Origin of the sequence: Clostridium massiliamazoniense, from assembly GCF_001403635.1 — a bacterium.
In the GTDB taxonomy this organism is placed as follows: domain Bacteria; phylum Bacillota; class Clostridia; order Clostridiales; family Clostridiaceae; genus Sarcina; species Sarcina massiliamazoniense.
The window spans coordinates 1553349-1575417 of the sequence record NZ_LN879468.1; the positions used below are offsets into that span (position 1 = coordinate 1553349).

Consider the following 22069-nt stretch of genomic DNA (forward strand, 5'->3'; position numbering starts at 1 on the left):
AGATTTTTGCTACCTTTCTATAATAGAAAAAAGATATGAAAGCTTTTCTCTTTCATATCTTTTTAAACAAACTTTATAAATAATCCTTAAATTCATCATTTTTATTAATTGAATTTAATAAATGTTTTATTTCTTGATCTCTATTTTTATCCATGATAAGTAAAACATCTCCAGCATCTACTATGACTAAATCTTTTACTCCAAAGCCTATAACTAGGCTTTTCTTACCAAAAACACAACAATTTTCACATTCTTCTAAATATACATTTTTACTTTTACTATTACTTTCTTCTTTATCTAGAAATCTACTTAAAGCTGTAAAGCTTCCAATATCATCCCAAGAAAAGTCACACTTTATAGTATAAGCTCTTCTCGTTCTTTGCATAACACCAAAATCTATAGAAATACCATCAACAAGTTCATATTGTTCCTTTATAACTTCTTCTTCATCCGGTTCCCCTACCTTATAGTAAATATTCATGAGACATTTATATAAAGCTGGAATATAACGCTCAATTTCCTTAAGAATTATATCTGCTCTAAATACAAACATTCCACTATTCCATAGATAAGTTCCTTTTAGTAAGAAGTCCTTAGCTACTTCTATATTTGGTTTTTCTGTGAATCTTTTTATCTTATAGGTTGGAATACTTCCTATAACTCTTTCACCCATTTCTATATAACCATAGCCTGTCTCAGGTCTAGTTGGCTCTATACCCATAGTTACTATAGCTCTTTTTTTATTAGCTATTTCAACTGCTTGTTTTAAAGTATCTAAATAATTTTTATATCCCTCTATATAATGATCAGAAGGTAATACTACCATAACAGCATCTTTATCTTTCTTTAATAACTTAACAGCTGATAAACCTATACATGTTGCAGTCTCTTTATTAGCTGGTTCCGTAAAGATATTTTCAGCCTTTATATCTTTAAGTTCTGCTCTTATTTTATCTTCATAATCTTTATTGGTAACAACATAAATATTCTCACTTGGAATAAGTGGAGTTATTCTTTCCACAGTGTTAACCAAAAAGCTTTTTTCATTTACAATCTTTAAGAACTGTTTGGGTTCTTGACTCCTTGAAAGAGGATACAATCTTGTGCCTTTTCCACCTGCTAATATTAATGAATATAGCACCCTTCCTTCAACTCCACAAATTGCTTATAGTTTATTCTATGATATTTATTTAACTATGTGCAATAATAATTAATAAAGCTTTTTACCCAAATAAAATAAATTTATGAAACTTTCTCTCTTATTTCTTATGCCCACTGTGATAGTATCTCTCCATCTTTATGGCTTTGTGAAAAGTTTTGTGAACCAAAATAATCTGCCGGAGATATCTTCCATTGGTCCCCATTTTCACTTGTATAAACAGCAGTCTTATTAACAAATATACCATATGGGTCTAAAGCAATATTATCTTCCTTTTCTGACTCTGCAAAAGAACTAGCAAAAGTCGTGTCAACATTTATCCATCCCCCTAAGGATTTTATGTAAACCTGATTCCACATATGATTGCCCCAGAAAGTACCACTATATCCCTTCCCCGCTACTAGTCTCACTGGTATTTTTTCATGTATCATCATAGCCTCATATAATTCTGCAAAACCTGCACAAACAGATTCTCTATTTTTGAAGGTATTTATTGCACTTATTTCTCCTGGTGGCAAAGTTGCTCCATTTGAAAGAGCTGTATCTTCCTTTTGGTCATAATTTATATTATACGCTATCCATTTATAAACAGATTCAGCTTTTTCAAGGTCAGTTGTATCTCCTTTAGTTATTTCATCAGCCATTTTATTTATAGCTTCATCAGATTCTATAGCTACTGGTAAACTTGTTCCATCTTCTATAATATTATCTATTGTTTTAGTTTCAGTAGGTGGGTTTGCTTTAGCATAATATATTTCTATATTTTTAGGTACCTGTGGTTCTATTAAATTATTCATTTGATTATTAATACTTGAAAATATATTAGAATTTCCATGACCTTTAAATATAAGAAATAATAAAATTATCAAAATTAAACCTAACATAAAATTTAATTTTTTCTTCCTCAAAAGTTTCCCTCCTTTATTCTTTTATTCTTTTTTCTCTAATAAGCATTGTATAAATCTAATTTTATTATAATTACTTTTTAATTAGAATGATATCAAATTCTTTTCATAAAAAGGCTTTTTTCTTTTCTTTATTTTATAAAAATCATAAAAAAGTAAAATAAATAGAATAAAATATTAAATAAAAAGGCACTAGTTATACTAGTACCTTTAATCAATATTTTACTTTAATATATTATTTTAATAACTCTAATACTTGTTGTGCTACAGCAGCTCCTGAAGCTGGGTTTTGACCTGTAACTACACGTTGATCTGTTATAGCAAATGGTGCCCAATCTTCAGCTTTTTCGTATTTTGCACCTCTCTTAACTAATTCATCTTCAGTTAAGTATGGTACAAGTTTATCTAATTGAACTGCTCTTTCTTCACTATTTGAGAATCCAGTTACTTTTTTGTCTGCTATTAAGTAGCTTCCATCTTCATTTTTTATATTTAATAATCCAGCTGCACCGTGACAAACAGATGCTACTACACCATTATTGTTATAAATATCTATAGCTATTTTAGCTAATTTCTCATCATTTGGGAAGTCCCAAACAACTCCATGTCCACCTGTATAGTATATTGCTGAATACTCTTCAACATTTACTTCATCAGCTGATAATGTATTACCTAATTTATTCATAAATTCTTTGTTAGTATAGTAATTCCAATCAACTTCAGTCATAAAATCATTCTCTAAGCTATGTGGGTCAATTGGTGTATAACCCCCTTTAGGACTTACATAATCAACTTTATATCCTGCTTTTTCTACTTCATTAACAAAGTGAACAGCTTCTCCTAACCATAATCCTGTTGGTCTTTCATAGTTATCATACTTTGAAACATTTGTTACTACTACTAAAATCTTTTTCATTCTCTTTTTCTCCTTTGTTTAAATAAATTTATTCAATATGTATTATTTCAATTCAACATGTATTATTTCTTTTTTTGTTGACTTTATTATATTTAAATTTTAATAAGTGTACAAGTACGAAATTTTTATTTATTAAGTTACAAAAAGTAAAGTATTTAGTATTTTCAACGATTCTAGTTATTAATTAATATTTAATTTCAATTAAATAAAATAAAAAAGGTGCTGTCTCATAATAGAACTATTTTCTATATCCAAACAAGAGATAGAGAATTTTAAATGATATCATACTGTTTAAAGAAAAAGGGATTGTCTCTAAGTAGGAATTTTATTCCACCTTGAGACAGTCCCTTAATTTATATTATTTTTATAAATATATTTTTTCATCTGCCGAGATAGCTATATAGGTACAAAATGCTGTGACCATTGAACTAGTACTAGAAGCTCTTTATTTTTTAACAATAGTTTCGTGAAGAAATTTCCATTATTTGAACAAAGTGAGTTTGGAAATTTTAGAAACTGTTGTAGAAAAAAATATTAGAGCTTCTTTACGTAGGTGAGTGGTCACAAATGATGAACCTATATAGCTAGATAAAAGGCAGAGAGAATATATCTATGATTTAATACAGCCCCTAAATTATACATTTATTAATGTCTATTTCTTATTACTAGAAATCTCTCTTTTTTTCCTATATGAAAATCTATGGAATATTCAAAAGCTTGTCCATTATCTAAATAAACAGTAGATTCATTAACAAGAAGTGCTTCTCCTTCTTTTATCCCCAAAATCCGTGCAACCTTTTCTTTTGCTAATTCTGCTCTAAATTCATTAGTTGATTGTTGAATTTTATGATTTAACTCCTCTTCTATATATTTATATATAGAAGCTTTTATTATTTTTTCACTTAAACCTTTAACATATTTCTCTAAAAAATAACTATATTCTAAAACATATGCCTCATCATCTACTATTCTTAATCTTTCTACATAATAAACTATATCATATTCTTTACAATATAATTTTTTAGCTAACTCTTTGTCAGCTGCAATTATTTTAAAATCAATCATTTCACTTTTAATCTTTGCACCTTTAAGATATTTTGTTAATCCAAAACTCTTACAATCTCCTGAATAAGCTCTTCTTCTTACATCCTTTTTCACATAATTTCCACTACCTTGAATTCTATATAACCACCCATTATCTATCAGCTTTTCCAATGCTTTTCTTATAGTCATTCTGCTAACTTCATACATTTCACAAAGTTGCATTTCCGTTGGTAACTTATCACCTTCTTTATAAGTGCCCTTATGTATTTTTCTTTCTATATCAGATGCAATTTTTAATGCTTTTGACATTTTTCTATCCCCTCTTTACCCTTTTATTCCTTAAGTTATCAAAATCATAAAACTTTAAATTACACATAATTTAAGTAAGTATTTATACATAATCATACCTTTATTATCATTATTTTACAATTCATTGCAATTATATTTTATAATTTATTTAATTATTTGTCTATTATTTTTTAATTTATCTGAATGTAATTTTATTTTATCTATATGAATTTACTTCATTATTTTTTTTGCTAATCCTAATTTCCCTTTAAATGGGGCATATCTCAATGGAACGTCATACCAAGTTCCCCTATCAACAACTGCCTTTGCATTTGAAAAAGTATAAAAACTATTTTTTCCATGATATTTTCCTATCCCACTATTTCCTACTCCACCAAAAGGAAGATATGTTGTTGATACATGCATTAGAGTATCATTTATAACCATACCACCTGAGGTTGTGCACTTTAAAACCTTCTCTATTTTCTTTTTATCATTACTAAAGTAATATAAAGCTAAAGGTTTTTCTCTATCATTTACTTCTTTTATTACATCATCTAAATTTTCAAATTCTAATACTGGAAAAATAGGTCCAAATATTTCTGATTTCATTACTTTATTTTCCCAAGTTATATTATTTAATATAGTTGGTTCTATATATAATTTCTCTAAATCACAATTCCCACCAAATTCTAAATTATCTTTTTCTATATAAGACATAAGTCTATTAAATTCTCTTTCACTTACAATTTTCCCATAGTCCTCTGAATTTTTAGGATTTTCTCCATATTGTTTGTTAATTTCTTTCTTTAGCTCCTCTAAAAATTTTGATTTTACAGCTTTATGAACATATATATAATCTGGTGCTACACAGGTTTGTCCACAATTAATAAGTTTTCCCCATACAATTCTTTTTGCTGCTAATTCAATTTTTGCATCACTATCTACTATACAAGGACTTTTCCCTCCTAATTCTAAAGTGACAGGAGTTAAAAATTCTGAGGCAGCTTTCATTATTATTTTTCCTACAGTTATACTTCCAGTAAAGAAAATATAATCAAATCTCATTTTCAGTAATTCTTCTACAACTTCTTTTCCTCTTGTAGGATCAATATATGCAACATATTCCTCATCAAAAGTTTCTTCTAATACTTTTTTTATTATATTTGATGTTGCCATTACATATTCTGACGGTTTTATCATAGCAGTATTTCCAGCAGCTATAGCACCAACTAAAGGTGCTAAATTAAGTTGAAATGGATAATTAAATGGTCCTATTATAAGAACAGTTCCATAAGGCTCATATTTTACATAACTTTTTGCTGGAAATAATGCTAAAGGACTTTTTGCCCTTTTATTTTTAGACCAACTTCTTAATTTTTTTAATGCTATATTTATTTCTTCGTAAATTAATGAAACTTCTGTAATATATCCTTCAAAATCTGACTTTCCTAAATCCTCTTTTAGAGCTTTAAGTATTTCTTCTTCATTATTCTTAATAACACTTTTTAATTTTTTTAAAGCATTTAAGCGATATTCTATATCTAGAGTTTTCCCCTCTTTAAAAAATTCCTTTTGCTTATTATAAACTTCTAAAATCTTACTCATAACTCTCCTCGCTATCAATTAATAATATTATTAATATTCCATTTTATTTATTTAATGACTAGTATCTGTAATACTCCAATCTTCTATAATCCTAATTATCTTTTTAAAATCCTCTCTTTATTATATCATTAAAAAATAGTATCCTTAACTAGGCCTTTTCTACCATATCTTAATTGCCATATTATTTTGTATACTTTCTTTTGGAATTAATATTTCTTGAATACCAGAAGCATATGGTGCTATTTCATAAAGTTCAAATACTATAACTATACCTTTATCATTTATATAAAACTCTTGGTTATCAGAAATTCCTTTAAATTTATTTTCTTCATCTTGGAAATAAAAACTTGGATTTGATGCTATTTTTTTGTTAACACTATCATTTATAAGTTTTTTGTAATCAAATCCTGGTTTAAATATATTAGCTAAAGTTAGCTTCTCTCCTGTTTTAGAATTTATATTATAAGCATCTAAAGTACTTAATCCGTGAGCACCACCTGTTGATTGATAAGTTATTATAAAAAAACTCAATATATCATTTTTATTAAAGGTAACTTCATAAGTAGAATTTACCTCATAAGGTTTAAAACTAGTACTTTCATTATCGTTTTTATCCATTTGAGCAAGTTGTGTAACATCAGCAACTGTATTTTCAAACTTATTTAATATACTATTACTTAATTCATTTCCAATCTTCTTATCAGGTGTACTTATTATTGGTAGTTGTGATGATACCTTTATAAGTTTTGTTTCCCTATTTATATTCCTATCATATACAGTAACTCCAGTTTGTGCCTTGGCAAAGGAAAAAGTTAATGTTATGATAGAAAATGCTATTGTAAAAATCATAGCTAATTTTTTTTTCACAGTTTATCACTCCATTCTATATACTACGTTGTTATTGTTTCCACAGAATATAGAATTATGTATAAATAAAAACCTAGTTAAAATCAATGATTGTAAAAAATTATCCACAAAATAAAAATAAAAAAATTATCCACAATTTATATATGTAATTCTGTGGATAAATTCACAAAATTACATATAAGCTGTGGATAAATTATCATTAAATCACTTTGCCCTTAAAGTAAATTCTTCTCCTGAATTATTAAATACTAATATGTACTTTCCATTCTTATTTTCTTGATTAGCTACTATTTCCTTTAATCCCTTTAATTTTTCAAAATCTAAAGGTTCACCAGTTACAGCTACTCTAATAGTTCCATTTTGGGGAATCATATTATTCTTTTCTGCATAAATGAGTATTTCTGAAACAACTTTATCTACATTCTTATTATTTAATTCAAGATTATTAACAAGTTCCTTACCTTTTTCAGTAGGCGAATATACAGAAACTACTTTATCTAATTTATTAACTTCAATTTTTATGTCTGAAGTTGTTTTTAATAATATAGTAGAAGAAACCGAGTTATAAAATATATTGCAAGCTTTTAAAACTATTATCCCTATTACTACTGCAATGACTATTTTATTAAAATATTTTTTTATACCTTGGTGTTTCTTCCCAACAACTTCATCCCCTACTTCCCATTTATTATTATCTATAATCCTAAAAAACTCCCCTTGATTAGTTAATATTATTACCTTGCCATAGCGTTTTTTATATCTTAAAGCTATTCCCTTCTTTAAATCTCCATCACTATTATCAACAACAGGAACTAAAGATAGTTCATCTAATTCTCTAATTTCTATTCTTAAGTATTTATTTATTTCACTAAGCCTCTTATCTAAAAATAAAATAATATAAGCTAATATATATTTTTCATATTGCTTTATAAACTCCTCTTTTAACCTTGTTTCAAATGCAATATCTCTAATGGGAATTTTCTTTTTCTTTTTAATTTTTTCTATTAATTTTTTTCTTTCACAAACGTACTTAGCTATATTTAAAATTACATTTTTTTTATCTATTCTTGGCGTCTCATTACATAAAGAATTAAAACTAAGCTTAAACTCCTCAAGTTGTTCTTCATAAATTACTATTTCTTTAACCAACTTTTTTTTATCTAAAATTTCTTTTTTTCTTACTCTCGTTGAAAAAATATACCTATCTTTTTGAAATACTTCTGTAGCCACAGTAAATGCCCCCCTAAAACTAATTTACTATATATTTCACTTTAATAACTAATATGTATAATTATAACATAGTCTTTTCTTATATCTAACACAAACCAACACTTAATTTAGATAAAGTTTTAATTCTATCTCAATTTTAAAAATTACTATCTATAAAAGTTTAAAATACTTCGACATTAGTTAACAGATATAAATCATAGTTATAATTAATTATCTAAACTATGATAAAATATAATATATAATTTTATAGTGTAAATTTAAATCTAAATTATATTGTCTCACTTATGAAAGGAGGACTTTCCATGAGAATTGGAATGGGCTATGATGTACACAAACTAGTTGAAGGTAGAGATTTAATTATTGGTGGAGTTAACATAGAATTTGAAAAAGGACTTTTAGGACATTCAGATGCTGATGTTTTACTCCATGCTATAAGTGATTCACTTTTAGGAGCTGCTGCACTAGGAGATATTGGAAAACATTTTCCTGATACTGATGAAAGATATAAAGGAGCTGATAGCATAAAACTTTTAGCTCATGTAGGAAATTTATTAAAGGAAAACAATTATTCTATTGGTAACATTGATGCAACAATTATTGCTCAAAAACCTAAAATGTCTCCTCACATAGAAAAAATGAGAGTTAATATTGCCAAGGCACTAAACATTTCTATTAATCAAGTTAACGTAAAAGCAACTACAGAAGAAGGACTTGGTTTCACAGGTGAAATGAAAGGTATCGCTGCACAAAGTATAGCTCTACTAAATTAATATACTATCAAAAACTTTATACCAAAAATAAAATGACCGCTATAAAGGTAGGATTTATTCCTCTTTATAACAGTCATTTTTTTATTTATTAATTTATTAAAACCTTATCTTTCTCATCCTCTTTTTCTATCTTATCCATTTTCTCTATAGTTTTCTTTCCTCTTTCTTTATTAAAAAATACTATAAATATTACTGCACTTATGCCCATTAAATATGGATAAAATAAATTTTTCATTATGGCAAAAGGAGTAATACCTGCTAAAGATGCTGCAGTTAATAATTGTGCTCCATAGGGTATTAATCCTTGGAATACACAAGAAAACATATCTAATATTCCTGCAACTCTACTTGAATCTAACTTATACTTATCTGAAATTTTTTTTGCTATTGGTCCTACTGTTAATATTGCTATAGTATTATTAGCAGTAGCTATATCTGCTATACTTACTAAGGCTCCTATTCCTAATTCTGCCCCTCTTTTTGTTTTTATTCTTTTAGTTATATTATATAGTAAGAAGTCTATTCCCCCATTTACTCGTACTAATTCAACTATTCCACCTATTATAATTGATATTATCAATGTTTCGCTCATTCCTGATATTCCAGTAGAAATTGATGAAAACAATGTTCCTAAAGTCAAAGATTTTGTTATAAATCCGACTAATGTTCCTAACACTATTCCCCCAGTTAACACTAAAATTACATTTACACCCATTAAAGCTGCTATTAATATGGCTACATAAGGAATTATTTTTATTATATTGTAGCTATAAGTAGCAGATGTTACAGAAACACCTCGCCCTAATATTACATAAAGTACTATGGCTATAATTGCAGCTGGCATAACAACCTTAAAATTTGTCTTAAACTTAGCATTCATTTCACAATCTTGTGTTTTTGTTGCTGCTATAGTTGTATCTGAAATCATTGATAAATTATCACCAAACATTGCTCCACCAACAACAGCTCCTACTATTAAAGCCAATTCTATAGATGTTTTTTCTGCAATTCCAAGTGCTATTGGAATTAAGGCTGCTATAGTTCCCATAGATGTTCCAAGTGATATTGCTATAAATGATGAAATCACAAATATCCCAGCTATTAATATATTATTTGGCAGGATAGTCAGACCTAGATTAACTGTTGATTCTACTGCTCCCATTTCTTTTGCTATACCAGCAAAAGCACCTGCTAATAAGAATATAATACACATTAGCATTATATTACTATTTCCCGCTCCCTCACAAAAACTTTTTACGCTTTTATCAAAATTCTTTCTTCCTCCCATACCTATCGCTACAAGTGTAGCTATTATTCCAGGTACTAAAACCGATACTGCATAAAAGTCTTTTAGTGCCATTGATGCTCCCAAGTAAATTACAACGAATAATACTAAAGGTAATAATCCTATTGCTTTTCCCTTATTTCTTTCCATTGTGCTTCCCCCTTTTTGTATTTTCCTATATTTAAACAAAGTTTTTTTCATTATCTTCTTTTTAAATATAAAAAAGCTCCTGTCTATAGACAGAAGCTTATTAATTACAAATACATTATTAACCCTTCTTATCTATCAGTTATTTATAACTGCTGGAATTAGCACCTTCTTATATTTAAAAACCACTTTAAATATATTGGTTGCCGGGCTTCATAGGGCCAGTCCCTCCGCCTCTCTTGATAAGATAATTGAAAATCCTTATTTAAATTTAATGTTATTTTATCATCAAAATTTCTATATTTCAATATATATTTTTATAATATACTAATTATTCTTTATAATTTTTATTTTATTAATAATTTTAAAGTTTTTTCTAGAAGTATCCCTTCTTTTGCTTCATAATCATAGTTACTACTAAGTTCCACTGACTTTCCTATATATTCGCTTGCAAACTTAGCTGATTCTCCTAAAGAAACTCCATTTATAAATTTACCTATTAAAACAGAAGCAAAAGCATCACCCGTTCCAGGATAAGATTTATTTATTTTTTTTATTGAAATTCTAGCAAATTCATTTTTACCACTATCATAGCTTATGGTATCTAAGTAATCCTTTCCTTTTAAACTAGGAGCACTTGTTATTACAACCATCTTAGCTCCTAATTTCACTAAGTCATATAAACATTCCTCTATTTTTATGGGGTCATTAATTTCTTCAAAACTTTTTCCTAACAATAGGGCTACTTCAGTTAAATTTGGTGTTATTAAATCTGCTATTTTAACCAACTCCCTCATAGCCTTTACCATGTCATTATCTAAAGAACTGTATAATACTCCATCATCACCTAAAACAGGATCTACAATAAAAAGTGTTTCTTTCTTTTTAAAGTCCTTTGCTATATGCTTAATTATTTCACTTTGTTCTGAATTCCCTAAATATCCTGTATATATACATTGAACATCCAAATCAATTTCCTTCCAATGTTCCCTACACTTATCTAAAAAGTTGCTCAAATCTATCATTGCTGGTTTTCCAAAACCACCTGTATGTGTTGATAATATTGCTGTTGGCATAGGACAAACCTGTACTTCCATAACTGACATTATTGGAATTATTGTTGTCAATGAAGCTCTTCCATAGCAAGACAAATCATGTATTGCCATTACTTTTTTCATTGGATACATATCTTCACTTCCTTTTCATTAGAGTTCTCAACTTTTAACTAAAATAAAAAAAGCAGTATTAAAATACTGCTTTTGTGGTACGCCATCAGGGATTCGAACCCTGGACACCCTGATTAAGAGTCAGGTGCTCTAACCAACTGAGCTAATGGTGCTCAATAAGATTCATTTCTTTAATTGGAGCGGGTACCGGGAATCGAACCCGGGTATCCAGCTTGGAAGGCTGGTGTTCTACCATTGAACTACACCCGCATGGATTTATATTTTATTTAATTTATGGAGCGGGTACCGGGAATCGAACCCGGGTATCCAGCTTGGAAGGCTGGTGTTCTACCATTGAACTACACCCGCATGGTGTTTATATTTTTATTTAATTTATGGAGCGGGTACCGGGAATCGAACCCGGGTATCCAGCTTGGAAGGCTGGTGTTCTACCATTGAACTACACCCGCAGTGTGGCTGGGATAGCAGGATTCGAACCTGCGCATGACGCAGTCAAAGTGCGTTGCCTTACCGCTTGGCGATATCCCAACATGGTGTACCTTTAGGGATTCGAACCCCAGACCCACGCCTTAGAAGGGCGTTGCTCTATCCAGCTGAGCTAAAGATACACATTTATGTATTTAGTTGCTAAGCACTAAGTACATAAATTATTATATTAAATGACTTTTATTTTGTCAACATTTTATTTAAAATTTTCTAACAAGAAATTTACTTAAATAAAATATCCTTTAATATATTAAATTGAAATTTACTTATATCACCTCTGTTAACCCATTTATAAGAATTTTTTTAAAGCTCTCAGCCGCCTCTTTATCTTTTATAACATTATTACAAAGGCTTAACCACTGTTCATGATTCAAAATACCTTGATTATAAGATATTTCATTTTTTCCTATGATTTCATTTGCATCTAATACAAATTCCCCTAATTCTCTTGCATCATTAAATACTTTAAAATATAAAAACACATTTTCATTGCCCTTCCAATCTCTATTAAATTCTCTTTCTAGAGATTTTAAGCCTTCTATAATTTTTTCATCCTCTACTTCCCATAACTCTCTTAAATGATTTGTCTCATTTATTATTTTTTCATTTTCTTCCTTTGTCAGCCTACTCCATATAGATAAAAGAACTTGCTCAATAGTTATTATAGGTATTTCACGATTTGATTTATCCCTTGCCTCAACCCACTTATAATAAGCTTCCGGTAAAAAACAGTACTTTATATAACCTAAAAGCTTTTTACTATTAGGCATAGCAATCCATCTATTTTCTATGCCAGAATTCTTAGTAAATATTATATAATGCAAAAATTTAGTTTCTTCAGTTATAGGTGCTTCTAAAAACATTTTTTCATTAACTTCATCATCATTTATTAAATCTGTCCAATACTTTAAAGAATTTATATGACTTCTCATTATTACTCCTTCCTTTTTCCCTCTCTATTATTTCCATTATATTACATATATATATATTCCTCAATAACCTCATTAAAAATATGCAAATAATTTTTAGCAATTTGATTCTCTTCTCCTTTCATGTTATTTTAATTGTATAAACTAGTTATTATGATTAGTTCAACTTATTGTAAATATTTTATCTGAAAGGAGCGTTGTTTTTGTTTTACTGTGAAGTTTGTGGTGCTTCTGCTGATTTGCATCATATTGTTAATAAAAAAAATTATAATGTTGATTTTAAATTCAATTGTAAATATCTTTGTGAAAAACATCATAGGGGTCCTAGTGGTCCTCATAAAGACAAAATCATCGATACTCAATATAAGCTTGAACTACAAAATTACTTATATGAAGTTTTAGATAAGAAATTTTATTCCTTAAAGGAATTAACATATATATTAGAACTATCTGTTAGTGGTAGTAAGAAACTAAAAAACTCTCTTAAACTTTTTAAAGAAGGCTACAAGAAAGAAGATGTAATTTTTTTCTTAATGGGAAATAAACATTACTCTGAAGAAATGCTAGAAGACATGATACTTCAAAATGCTGTTTGGAACTAAGTATACTTTTCTTTAAACTTACCAATAACTTTTTACGTATTTTGAATATTATTTATATAGTTTTTGGGTTTTATTTTTCTAAAAAAACTCTGTTGACAGTGAATATTTAAAGTTCTATAATTACATTAACAATATTTTAATACGTTGATGAGACGAGTAAGCTTTGATAAGTCTACCAGAGAGAAATGCAATTTGCTGAGAGCATTTTTAGATGGAATTAGCTGAAAACTACCTCTGAGTGACTCTAATCCAGTCCGTATAAACTGCGTTAAAGTTTTTAAAGTGGTGTAAATTTTTTTACACAATTTGGGTGGAACCACGGGAATACTCTCTCGTCCCTTTTCTTCTAGGAAAAGGAACGGGAGTTTTTTTATATCCGATTTTGTTCTCAGTACCTAGAATTCAAATTGTCATTAATATATATATAAGAAACAGGAAGGAGATTTTACTATGATTAAAATTACTTTAAAAGATGGTTCAGTTAAAGAAGTTAAAGCAGGAAGCTCTATTTTAGATGTTGCTAATGAAATAAGTGCTGGTCTTGCAAGAAATGCTATGTGCGGAAAGGTTAATGGTGAAGTTAAAGATTTAAGATTCCCATTAAATGCTGATTGTGAGCTTGAAATCTGCACTTTTGATTCTCAAGAAGGTAAAGATGCTTTAAGACATACAGCTTCTCACGTTTTAGCTGCTGCTGTTAAAAGATTATTCCCTGAGGCTAAAATAGCTATAGGACCTGCTATAGAAGATGGTTTCTACTATGACTTTGATAAAGAAGGTTCTTTCTCAGCTGCTGAGCTTGAAAAGCTTGAAGATGAAATGAGAAAAATAATAAAAGAGAACCCTGAAATAAAATACTTCTCACTTTCAAGAGATGAAGCTGAAGAGCTTATGAGAGATGAGCCTTATAAAATCGAACTTATTGAAGAATTAGGTGAAGATGAAGTTATTTCATTCTACCAAATAGGTGATTTTGTTGATCTTTGTGCTGGTCCACATATAATGTCATTAAAACCAATGAAAGCTGTTAAATTACAAAAAGCTACTGGTGCTTACTGGAAAGGTAGCGAAAAAAATAAAATGCTTTCAAGAATTTACGGAACAGCATTCCTTAAGAAAGCTGATTTAGATGCTCACTTAGAAGCTTTAGAAGAAGCTAAGAAAAGAGACCACAACAAATTAGGTAGAGAATTAAAATTATTCACTACTGATGAAAAAGTAGGTCAAGGTCTTCCATTAATGATGCCTAAAGGTGCTAGAGTTATCCAAACTCTTCAAAGATGGATAGAAGATGAAGAAGAAAAAAGAGGTTATGTTTTAACTAAAACTCCTTTAATGGCTAAAAGTGACCTTTATAAAGTTTCAGGACACTGGGATCACTACAAAGATGGAATGTTCGTTTTAGGGGATGAAGAAAAGGACGATGAAGTATTTGCTTTAAGACCAATGACTTGTCCATTCCAATACCAAATATACAATGCTGAACAACACAGCTATAGAGATCTTCCAATAAGATACGGTGAAACTTCTACTCTATTCAGAAATGAAGCTTCAGGAGAAATGCACGGACTTATAAGAGTTAGACAATTTACTCTTGCAGATGGTCATATAGTTTGTACTCCAGAACAATTAGAAACTGAATTTAAAGAAACTCTTAACTTAATAAAATATGTTATGGAAACTCTAGGAATCGCTGATGATATTTCATACAGATTCTCAAAATGGGATCCTAACAATAAAGAAAAATATATCGATAACCCAGAAGCTTGGGAAAAAACTCAAGATATAATGAGAGAAATCTTAGTTCACTTAAATGTCGACTTCAAAGAAGCTGATGATGAAGCAGCATTCTACGGACCAAAACTTGATATCCAATTCAAGAATGTTCACGGAAAGGAAGATACAATCATAACTATTCAAATAGACTTTGCTCTTGCTGAAAGATTTGATATGACTTATGTTGACAAGGATGGAGAAAAGAAGAGACCTTACATCATCCACAGAAGTTCAATTGGATGTTACGAAAGAACTCTTGCTATGCTTATAGAAAAATATGCTGGTGCTCTTCCAACTTGGATATCTCCAGTTCAAGCTAAAGTTCTTCCTCTATCAGATAAATATGCTGATTACGCTGATGAAGTTGTTAGAAGCTTAAGAAACAGAGGAGTTAGAGTTGAAGCTGACCACAGAACTGAAAAAATAGGATACAAAATAAGAGAAGCTAGATTAGAAAGAGCTCCTTACATCCTAGTTGTTGGTGAAAAAGAAGCTGAAAATAAAGAAGTTTCTGTAAGAAGTAGAAAGAATGGTGAAGAAGGAGCAATGTCTCTAGATAGCTTCATCGAAAGAATTACTACTGAAATAGCTAACAAAGAAAGATAATTCAAAATAATATTATATTAAATACTAAAGAGGATGTATCAAATTAGATACATCCTCTCTTCCTTTTATCTAGCTATATAGATTCATCACTTGTGACCACTCTCCTACGTAAAGAAGCTCTAATATTTTTTCTATTCCAATCTTATACTATAATTTTTCATTAATATAATTAAATTACACAAAATATTTTACAGGTTCTTAATTAATACAAATTTCCCATATTCAATTTTCATTTCTACTATTGTTACTTGAAAAATTATCTTGTTTTTCTCCAACCTCAGTTGTTTTTATCTTATAATAAGTTAAATCTTTCATTTTATTTACAGATTCTATAGCAGGAGTCATTACTGCAACAATTAAGAGAGCAGCTATAATAACTTTTGGTACTTCTATTTCATAATTTAATGCTTTTCTAAGCTTATATTGTGGCTTTTTCTTCTCTTCTTTATATTCTTCTTTTATTCTATTCTTAAGACTACTGCTAATCTTTATATTTTCAAAGTCACTATGCATATAAATCCTCCTTTTTTATATTTTTTGAAAGCTCAATTCTTCCTCTTCTAAGAAAAGTTTTTATAGTGTTCTCACTTTTTTCTAAAACACTACTAATTTCTTTAATAGACATATCATCATAGTAAAACATATAAATGACATCTTGATATTTTTTATTTATCTTACTTAATCCATCTAGAATGATATTCTTGTTACATTCTCCTAAGTACTCCTCAAATCCAGATTCATCATAAGCTATATCCTTTTCTTTATCATCTGAAAAATCAACATAGGTCACTGTAGATTTTTCTTTACATAGCTTTCCTTGATACTTATTACAATTATTTATAGCTATTTTATAAATCCAAGTTTTAAGTGAACACTTATTTTTAAATTTTCCTATATACTTAAAAACCCCTAATAAAGTTTCTTGTGTTAAGTCTTCTGCTACTTCCATTTGAGAAGTCCTTATATAACACAATCTTAAAATATCATTACCATATAACTCTACTAATTTATCAAAGGCTTCATCCTCTCCATTTATCAAACCATTGATTAACTGCCTTTCATCCAAGCTGCTTCCCCCTTTTACATCAAGCTAATACCCTAAGTCTTTTTCTAAATAAAATTCTATCTGATTATGAATAGTAATATATCTTTTTATTTGTGTATATATAGTTTCACTTTTAGTAATTTCTTTAAGTTCCTCATTTAGTTCTATAGCTTTATTTACATTCTTTCCATTCCCTAAATTATCTACTCCTAGCACATATAACTTTATAAGTCTTTCCATCATATCTATATCTCTATTTCCTTTTTCATAAAGCCCCTCATAATATTTTAATAAACCTTCAAAGTCATCATTCTTTATATATTCTTTTTCCTTTTCATTATATGAAATTTTAATTGAGCTATAATCATCCATCTCTTCAATAAAGTATTGTGCAATGCTTACAATGTTATTTAAATTAACAGCACTCTTAAATTTAGAACTTATTGAAGTATCCACATTAAATTCTTCTAAAAGAAAATTTTTAGATAGCTCTACACTTTGACCTTTAGCAAAGTATTTACTAACATCAACACCTAAAATATCTCTTTCGAAATTATGATTACTCGTAGTACTCAAAATAATTTTATTTCCTTCTTCTCTTAATTTAATCTCCTTATTTGCCTCTTCATCTTCATCATACTTTTCATTAAATATATTTTTATTATCTGAAATTCTTAAGTATTTTTTATTATCACTAATAACAATATATTTTTCGTTATATTCTTTTCCTTCTTCAAGATTTTTTTTAGATACTACTTCTAAATAATTAGCTATAAACACCATTCTTCCTTGCTTTGTATTATCTATTAACTCTAATCCACTATTTAATGCCTTATAGTAAGGTAAAACTATATTAACCTCATATATTCCTTCTGGAACATTATTAAAATAAAACTCACCTTTTTTATCTACATAAGAAAAAGTTGTTATTTCGTAAGGATATTCTTTTGAATCATCATTTGTATAAATCCCACCTCCTTGTGGAATTAACTTAATTAAAGCACCTTCCATAGGCATTCCATCAATAATAAAATATCCTTTTACATCCCCTCTATTTTCAGCACTAACTATATTTTCTAAAACTACTTTTTTTCTTTTCTCTAATAATTTTTTATATTCATTATCTCTTATAAGATAATCCCTATAATAAAAATCTTTAAAATAAATTTTTTCATAATTTAATTCTTGCCAAATGCTTTTTCTGTTTTCTAATCCATATGAAAAATTTAAGGATTTATAAAATGCTTCCTTTGCTAATTTTTCTTCGCCCTTCAACATATATATCTGACCTAAATATCTATAAAAATCAAATTTCCCTTTCTTTTTATAGTCTTCCTCAAGCTTATTTAATGAAAACAAAGCTTTATCATAGTCTTGAAGCTTTACAAATAATATAGATTCATTTAAATATCCTAAATTTTTTGTGTATCTACTTGCTGAATTTTTCATTTGTTCAACAATTGCTTTAGCTCCTTCAATATCCCCTTTTATATGATAAAGTTCAATTAATGCCTGAGCATTTTTATTGTAATAAATTTCACTATTTTTCCCCTTAATAGCTTTTTCATGGCACAGTATTGCATTTTCTAATCCTTTATAAGAACTATATTGTGGTTCAATATTTTTGAATACTTCTCTTGTTATAATAAAATTATTTGTATCTGTCTTATAATAATTTTTTCCCATAATATAATAAGCAATATCTTCAAAGGGAGATAATTTAGGCATCTTAACATAAATATTCAAAAATCCTTGTGTAAAAAAACTTGCTGGTATTTCTTTATTAGTAACTCTCCAATTCATATCAAAAATAGTATAAGATATTCCAATTATTAAATTAGGTATAAAAATAAAAACAATAGCTAAACCCATTAAAATATGCTTAACTTTTATTCTAATAAACTTACCTTTCTTATCTAATTTCAACCCCTTCATAAAATTCCCCCTAAAATTATTTAAATAAACTTATTTTAAAATTCTCTTCTTATTTTATTAGAGATTCGAAATCTAAGATAAGTTTCAAAAAAAGGATAAATTTTAAATAAAAAAATCTATCCATATGCTATATAGATAATTATTTTTACCTATATAATCATATGGATAGCTAATTTCATATTTCTAAAGAGATTTTACCCAATTTTTATATAACTTAACTCCATCTTCATGCCAAGTATAATTAACGCCTTCTTCTACATTATTATTTTTGAAATATCCCTTAGGAAGATTTATTTTTAAACCTTTATTTAAATCCCTTAAATATTCTTTTTTTAATGTATCCTTATCATATTCTATATGACCTAGAATGTAATAATCATTATGACTTCCTTTCAGAAGATGCTGTTCTCCCTCTTCTGTTACTGTTAAAAGTTTTAATTCCTTACAATTTTCTATATCATTTTTATTTAAAGATGTATGCCTTGACTGTGGTGCCTTAAATCCATTATCTATACCATCTAAAATTTCATCTCTTTCTAATATTTCGTTAGAAAATAATCCAAATATCTTTTCTTCTTTTAATTCTTTTCTTATGGAATAAAAATGATTTAATGCAACCTGTGCTCCCCAACATATATGAAGTGAGTGTTTTATATTATTTTTTGTATAATCTAAAACTTCTCTTAATTCATCTATATAATCAACATCCTCAAATTTTAATTTTTCAAGTGGTGCACCTGTTATGATGATTCCATCTAATTTTTCCTTTATTTCATTAAAGCTAACATAATTTTCACAAATATATTCATAAGATATATTTTTAGGTTTATAGGTATTTAATTTTATACATTCTACTCTAAGATTTTCTTCTGTTTCACAAAGAAGTCTTAATATTTGAGTTTCTGTTTCACATTTTGTTGGCATTAAATTTAAGATTCCTATGGTTTTTATTCCATCTTCAAATTCTTCTCTAACTTTTATATTAAATCTCTCTTTAAGAGGTTTTATCCCCTCTAAATTTTTAGATGTATAGATAGCCATTTTTACTCTCCTATTGCCTTAAATGCTTGCTCGAAATCATTTATTATATCTTCAATATCTTCTATGCCCACAGAAACTCTTATTAAATCAGGTAATACACCTGATGCTATTTGTTCATCCTCTGTTAATTGACTATGTGTTGTACTTGCTGGATGTAAAAGGGTTGTTCTTGCATCACCTAAATGAACAACTAAAGTAACTAACTTTAATGCTTTTGTAAATTTTTTAGCACCTAAGACTCCACCTTTTATTCCAAAGGTCAAAAGCCCTGATGCTCCACCCTTTAAGATTTCTTTTGCTCTACTGTAATTCTTATTACTTTCTAGGAAAGGATAGTTAACCCAATTCACATTATGGTTATTCTCTAAATATTTAGCTAATGCAAGAGCATTTTCACTATGTTTTTTTATTCTTAGATGTAATGTCTCTAAGCCTAAATTCGTTAAAAATCCATTAAAAGGACTTAATATACATCCAAAATCTCTAAGCAATGTTACTCTTAATTTCGTAATATAAGCATCCTTTCCAAAATTTTCTATATATTTAATTCCGTGATAGCTTGGATCTGGTTCTACAAGTGATAAAAACTTTCCATTATCCCAATTGAAATTTCCACCATCAACTATAATTCCACCTAAAGCTGTTGCATGACCATCTGAATATTTAGATGTCGAATGAACAACTATATTAGCTCCTAAATCTATTGGATTACAAAGACATGGACTAGCTATTGTATTGTCTACTATAAAAGGTATTTTATTATCTCTTCCTACTTTAGCAAGCTTCTCAAAATCTAAAACATTTAAACCAGGATTTCCAATTGTTTCTCCAAAGATTGCTTTAGTATTTTCATCTATTAAATTACTTATTTCTTCTTCACTTGCTTCTGGATCAAAAAATCTTGTTTCTATTCCCCAATTTTTTAATGTTATATTAAATAAATTGAAAGTTCCACCATATAAAGTAACTGATGAAATAATATTATCTCCAGCCTTACAAAGATTTAATATGGATAAAAGAACTGCTGATTGTCCAGAGGATACTGCTACTGCCCCTACCCCATGTTCTAGTTCTGAAAATTTCTTTTCTAAAGAATCCAATGTTGGATTGCTAATTCTACTATAAAGATGTCCTTCTTCCTTTAAATCAAAAAGATTAGCTACAGTTTCTGGATCATCAAATTTATAACTAGTACTTTGATATATTGGAAGCACCCTTGGTTCACCTGTTTTTGGTGAATACCCTCCTTGAACACAAATTGTTCCTTCCTTTAAATTTTTACTCATAAAAAAAGCCCCCTTTTTACTTTTTACTTAGGATAAAAACCCAAGTGATAATTTAGGTGGCCTATTATACAAGTGCAACTTTAATGCTAGATAATCCCAAAACAAAAAAAACTATTTTAATCTAAGAGATTGAAATAGCTTTATTCTAGGAAACAATCTCTTTTATCTATCAAAGGAATAAACTCCTTCGCAGGATTTAGCACAATTCTGATTTATGATATCAGCTGTTGCTAGGTTTCATAGGGCCAGTCCCTCCACCTTTCTTGATAAAAGACCTTTATTAACTTAATACTATTATATGCTAAAACTTCAAAATGTTCAACCATTTATTACTAATAATTAAAAAAGAGAAAAGCATCTTTATTTCATACTCTTCTCTTTGCTTACTATATTATTTTATTATTCTTTTTTCTGTTATTAAAATATCCATTTCCTTATCAAAATTTTCTACTTCTATTTCATCTAAAATTTGATACTCATAGCATAATGCAATTTTTATTGACTTATCATATTTAGCAAAAAATTTATCATAAAATCCTCCGCCATATCCAAGTCTTCTTTTTTTGCAATCAAAGGCAAGACCAGGTACTATAGACAAGTCTATTTCATTACTTATATTCTTTGCATCCATAGTTGGTTCTAATATGCCAAAAGCACCACTTTCACTTAAATCAGAAAAGCCCTTTATTTCCAAAGCCTCCATTGCTTTTAATCCTGTTATTACCTTAGGAACAGCTACTCGCTTTCCTTCTTTAAGCATAGTTTCTATTATATCTATAGTATTTACTTCATCACTCATGCTCACATATATAAATACAGTGTCTGCTTTTTTATACTCTTCACTATTTAAAAGGTTCTTTTTTATATTTTCATCCCATATTTTTTTATTACCTATCTCAACATATTGCCTTTTATCCATGATTATACTTCTTAACTCTTTTTTACTCATAATATTTA

19 protein-coding genes, 6 tRNA genes, 2 riboswitches and 1 other annotated feature are annotated in these 22069 nt (G+C 28.3%); of the genes, 3 read left to right on the forward strand and 22 right to left on the reverse strand.

Annotation, left to right across the window (positions count from 1 at the left end):
• Positions 1 to 73 precede the first annotated feature (73 nt).
• The 7 genes from ARA19_RS14190 to ARA19_RS14220 form a co-directional block, all read right to left on the reverse strand.
• Entirely contained in the window at positions 74 to 1141 is a 1068-nt protein-coding gene (locus tag ARA19_RS14190) for a mannose-1-phosphate guanylyltransferase (RefSeq protein WP_055071599.1), read from the reverse strand.
• Between the two features lie 125 nt (positions 1142 to 1266).
• Complete coding sequence (locus ARA19_RS14195; RefSeq protein ID WP_055071600.1) at positions 1267 to 2067, reverse strand: transglutaminase domain-containing protein; 801 nt, start codon at positions 2065 to 2067, stop codon at positions 1267 to 1269.
• A gap of 232 nt (positions 2068 to 2299) precedes the next feature.
• Positions 2300 to 2980, reverse strand: coding sequence for a type 1 glutamine amidotransferase domain-containing protein (locus tag ARA19_RS14200; protein ID WP_055071601.1), 681 nt, complete (start codon positions 2978 to 2980; stop codon positions 2300 to 2302).
• A gap of 645 nt (positions 2981 to 3625) precedes the next feature.
• Positions 3626 to 4333 (reverse strand): GntR family transcriptional regulator, encoded by a 708-nt coding sequence (locus ARA19_RS14205; protein WP_055071602.1) that lies wholly within the window; start codon positions 4331 to 4333, stop codon positions 3626 to 3628.
• A 210-nt stretch (positions 4334 to 4543) separates the two neighbouring features.
• On the reverse strand, positions 4544 to 5920 hold the full coding sequence (locus tag ARA19_RS14210) for an aldehyde dehydrogenase (RefSeq protein WP_055071603.1): 1377 nt from the start codon (positions 5918 to 5920) through the stop codon (positions 4544 to 4546).
• A gap of 159 nt (positions 5921 to 6079) precedes the next feature.
• Positions 6080 to 6787 (reverse strand): DUF3298 and DUF4163 domain-containing protein, encoded by a 708-nt coding sequence (locus ARA19_RS14215; RefSeq protein WP_055071604.1) that lies wholly within the window; start codon positions 6785 to 6787, stop codon positions 6080 to 6082.
• Between the two features lie 204 nt (positions 6788 to 6991).
• Positions 6992 to 8017 carry an anti-sigma-I factor RsgI family protein gene (locus ARA19_RS14220; protein ID WP_055071605.1) on the reverse strand — a complete coding sequence of 342 codons (1026 nt, stop codon included), beginning with the start codon at positions 8015 to 8017 and terminating at the stop codon, positions 6992 to 6994.
• Positions 8018 to 8319: 302 nt separating this feature from the next.
• On the opposite strand from ARA19_RS14220, the gene ispF reads away from it, so the two are divergent.
• The gene (gene ispF, locus ARA19_RS14225; protein ID WP_055071606.1) at positions 8320 to 8787 is read left to right on the forward strand and encodes a 2-C-methyl-D-erythritol 2,4-cyclodiphosphate synthase; all 468 of its coding nucleotides are present in this window, start codon (positions 8320 to 8322) and stop codon (positions 8785 to 8787) included.
• Positions 8788 to 8875: 88 nt separating this feature from the next.
• On the opposite strand, the gene ARA19_RS14230 is transcribed toward ispF, so the two are convergent.
• The 9 genes from ARA19_RS14230 to ARA19_RS14270 all read right to left on the reverse strand — a co-directional run bounded on the left by ARA19_RS14230 (position 8876) and on the right by ARA19_RS14270 (position 12824).
• The gene (locus ARA19_RS14230; RefSeq protein WP_278321702.1) at positions 8876 to 10273 is read right to left on the reverse strand and encodes a Na+/H+ antiporter NhaC family protein; all 1398 of its coding nucleotides are present in this window, start codon (positions 10271 to 10273) and stop codon (positions 8876 to 8878) included.
• 74 nt (positions 10274 to 10347) lie between these two features.
• A riboswitch (SAM riboswitch) is annotated at positions 10348 to 10468 on the reverse strand.
• Positions 10469 to 10566: 98 nt separating this feature from the next.
• Complete coding sequence (locus tag ARA19_RS14235) at positions 10567 to 11406, reverse strand: pyridoxamine kinase (protein ID WP_055071608.1); 840 nt, start codon at positions 11404 to 11406, stop codon at positions 10567 to 10569.
• Between the two features lie 75 nt (positions 11407 to 11481).
• A tRNA-Lys gene (locus ARA19_RS14240) sits at positions 11482 to 11558 on the reverse strand.
• Positions 11559 to 11581: 23 nt separating this feature from the next.
• A tRNA-Gly gene (locus tag ARA19_RS14245) sits at positions 11582 to 11655 on the reverse strand.
• A 25-nt stretch (positions 11656 to 11680) separates the two neighbouring features.
• Positions 11681 to 11754: transfer RNA gene (locus ARA19_RS14250), tRNA-Gly, on the reverse strand.
• Positions 11755 to 11781: 27 nt separating this feature from the next.
• Positions 11782 to 11855, reverse strand: a tRNA-Gly gene (locus ARA19_RS14255).
• A 4-nt stretch (positions 11856 to 11859) separates the two neighbouring features.
• A tRNA-Gln gene (locus ARA19_RS14260) sits at positions 11860 to 11934 on the reverse strand.
• A gap of 3 nt (positions 11935 to 11937) precedes the next feature.
• A tRNA-Arg gene (locus ARA19_RS14265) sits at positions 11938 to 12014 on the reverse strand.
• Between the two features lie 144 nt (positions 12015 to 12158).
• Positions 12159 to 12824, reverse strand: a complete 666-nt coding sequence (locus tag ARA19_RS14270) for a hypothetical protein (RefSeq protein ID WP_055071609.1) — start codon at positions 12822 to 12824, stop codon at positions 12159 to 12161.
• Positions 12825 to 13024: 200 nt separating this feature from the next.
• On the opposite strand from ARA19_RS14270, the gene ARA19_RS14275 reads away from it, so the two are divergent.
• A complete protein-coding gene (locus tag ARA19_RS14275; protein ID WP_055071610.1) occupies positions 13025 to 13423 on the forward strand; it encodes a hypothetical protein in 399 nt (132 codons plus the stop codon).
• A gap of 135 nt (positions 13424 to 13558) precedes the next feature.
• Positions 13559 to 13766, forward strand: a binding site (T-box leader).
• A 107-nt stretch (positions 13767 to 13873) separates the two neighbouring features.
• Complete coding sequence (thrS, locus tag ARA19_RS14280) at positions 13874 to 15805, forward strand: threonine--tRNA ligase (RefSeq protein WP_055071611.1); 1932 nt, start codon at positions 13874 to 13876, stop codon at positions 15803 to 15805.
• A 222-nt stretch (positions 15806 to 16027) separates the two neighbouring features.
• Here the strand turns inward: thrS and ARA19_RS14285 are convergent, their stop codons facing one another.
• The 6 genes from ARA19_RS14285 to ARA19_RS14310 form a co-directional block, all read right to left on the reverse strand.
• The gene (locus tag ARA19_RS14285) at positions 16028 to 16318 is read right to left on the reverse strand and encodes a hypothetical protein (protein ID WP_055071612.1); all 291 of its coding nucleotides are present in this window, start codon (positions 16316 to 16318) and stop codon (positions 16028 to 16030) included.
• A complete protein-coding gene (locus ARA19_RS14290) occupies positions 16311 to 16871 on the reverse strand; it encodes an RNA polymerase sigma factor (protein ID WP_055071613.1) in 561 nt (186 codons plus the stop codon). The genes ARA19_RS14285 and ARA19_RS14290 overlap by 8 nt, the downstream gene beginning before the upstream one ends.
• Before the next feature lie 24 nt (positions 16872 to 16895).
• Positions 16896 to 18785, reverse strand: coding sequence for a tetratricopeptide repeat protein (locus tag ARA19_RS14295; protein WP_055071614.1), 1890 nt, complete (start codon positions 18783 to 18785; stop codon positions 16896 to 16898).
• A 183-nt stretch (positions 18786 to 18968) separates the two neighbouring features.
• On the reverse strand, positions 18969 to 19826 hold the full coding sequence (locus ARA19_RS14300; RefSeq protein WP_055071615.1) for a homoserine O-acetyltransferase/O-succinyltransferase family protein: 858 nt from the start codon (positions 19824 to 19826) through the stop codon (positions 18969 to 18971).
• Between the two features lie 2 nt (positions 19827 to 19828).
• The gene (locus ARA19_RS14305; RefSeq protein ID WP_055071616.1) at positions 19829 to 21112 is read right to left on the reverse strand and encodes an O-acetylhomoserine aminocarboxypropyltransferase/cysteine synthase family protein; all 1284 of its coding nucleotides are present in this window, start codon (positions 21110 to 21112) and stop codon (positions 19829 to 19831) included.
• A gap of 159 nt (positions 21113 to 21271) precedes the next feature.
• Positions 21272 to 21385: riboswitch (SAM riboswitch) on the reverse strand.
• 118 nt (positions 21386 to 21503) lie between these two features.
• Positions 21504 to 22061: a 5-formyltetrahydrofolate cyclo-ligase gene (locus ARA19_RS14310; protein WP_055071617.1), complete on the reverse strand. Its 558-nt coding sequence runs from the start codon at positions 22059 to 22061 to the stop codon at positions 21504 to 21506.
• Between the last annotated feature and the right edge of the window lie 8 nt (positions 22062 to 22069).

Excerpts from the sequence above, each read along its gene's own strand:
- ARA19_RS14200 (WP_055071601.1), bottom strand. The coding sequence starts at position 2,980 with ATGAAAAAGATTTTAGTAGTAGTAACAAATGTTTCAAAGTATGATAAC.
- ARA19_RS14210 (WP_055071603.1), bottom strand. The coding sequence starts at position 5,920 with ATGAGTAAGATTTTAGAAGTTTATAATAAGCAAAAGGAATTTTTTAAA.
- ARA19_RS14310 (WP_055071617.1), bottom strand. The coding sequence starts at position 22,061 with ATGAGTAAAAAAGAGTTAAGAAGTATAATCATGGATAAAAGGCAATAT.
- ARA19_RS14305 (WP_055071616.1), bottom strand. The coding sequence starts at position 21,112 with ATGAGTAAAAATTTAAAGGAAGGAACAATTTGTGTTCAAGGAGGGTAT.
- ARA19_RS14300 (WP_055071615.1), bottom strand. The coding sequence starts at position 19,826 with ATGGCTATCTATACATCTAAAAATTTAGAGGGGATAAAACCTCTTAAA.
- ARA19_RS14230 (WP_278321702.1), bottom strand. The coding sequence starts at position 10,273 with ATGAAAAAAACTTTGTTTAAATATAGGAAAATACAAAAAGGGGGAAGC.
- ispF (WP_055071606.1), top strand. The coding sequence starts at position 8,320 with ATGAGAATTGGAATGGGCTATGATGTACACAAACTAGTTGAAGGTAGA.
- ARA19_RS14205 (WP_055071602.1), bottom strand. The coding sequence starts at position 4,333 with ATGTCAAAAGCATTAAAAATTGCATCTGATATAGAAAGAAAAATACAT.
- ARA19_RS14295 (WP_055071614.1), bottom strand. The coding sequence starts at position 18,785 with ATGAAGGGGTTGAAATTAGATAAGAAAGGTAAGTTTATTAGAATAAAA.
- thrS (WP_055071611.1), top strand. The coding sequence starts at position 13,874 with ATGATTAAAATTACTTTAAAAGATGGTTCAGTTAAAGAAGTTAAAGCA.
- ARA19_RS14270 (WP_055071609.1), bottom strand. The coding sequence starts at position 12,824 with ATGAGAAGTCATATAAATTCTTTAAAGTATTGGACAGATTTAATAAAT.
- ARA19_RS14235 (WP_055071608.1), bottom strand. The coding sequence starts at position 11,406 with ATGTATCCAATGAAAAAAGTAATGGCAATACATGATTTGTCTTGCTAT.
- ARA19_RS14285 (WP_055071612.1), bottom strand. The coding sequence starts at position 16,318 with ATGCATAGTGACTTTGAAAATATAAAGATTAGCAGTAGTCTTAAGAAT.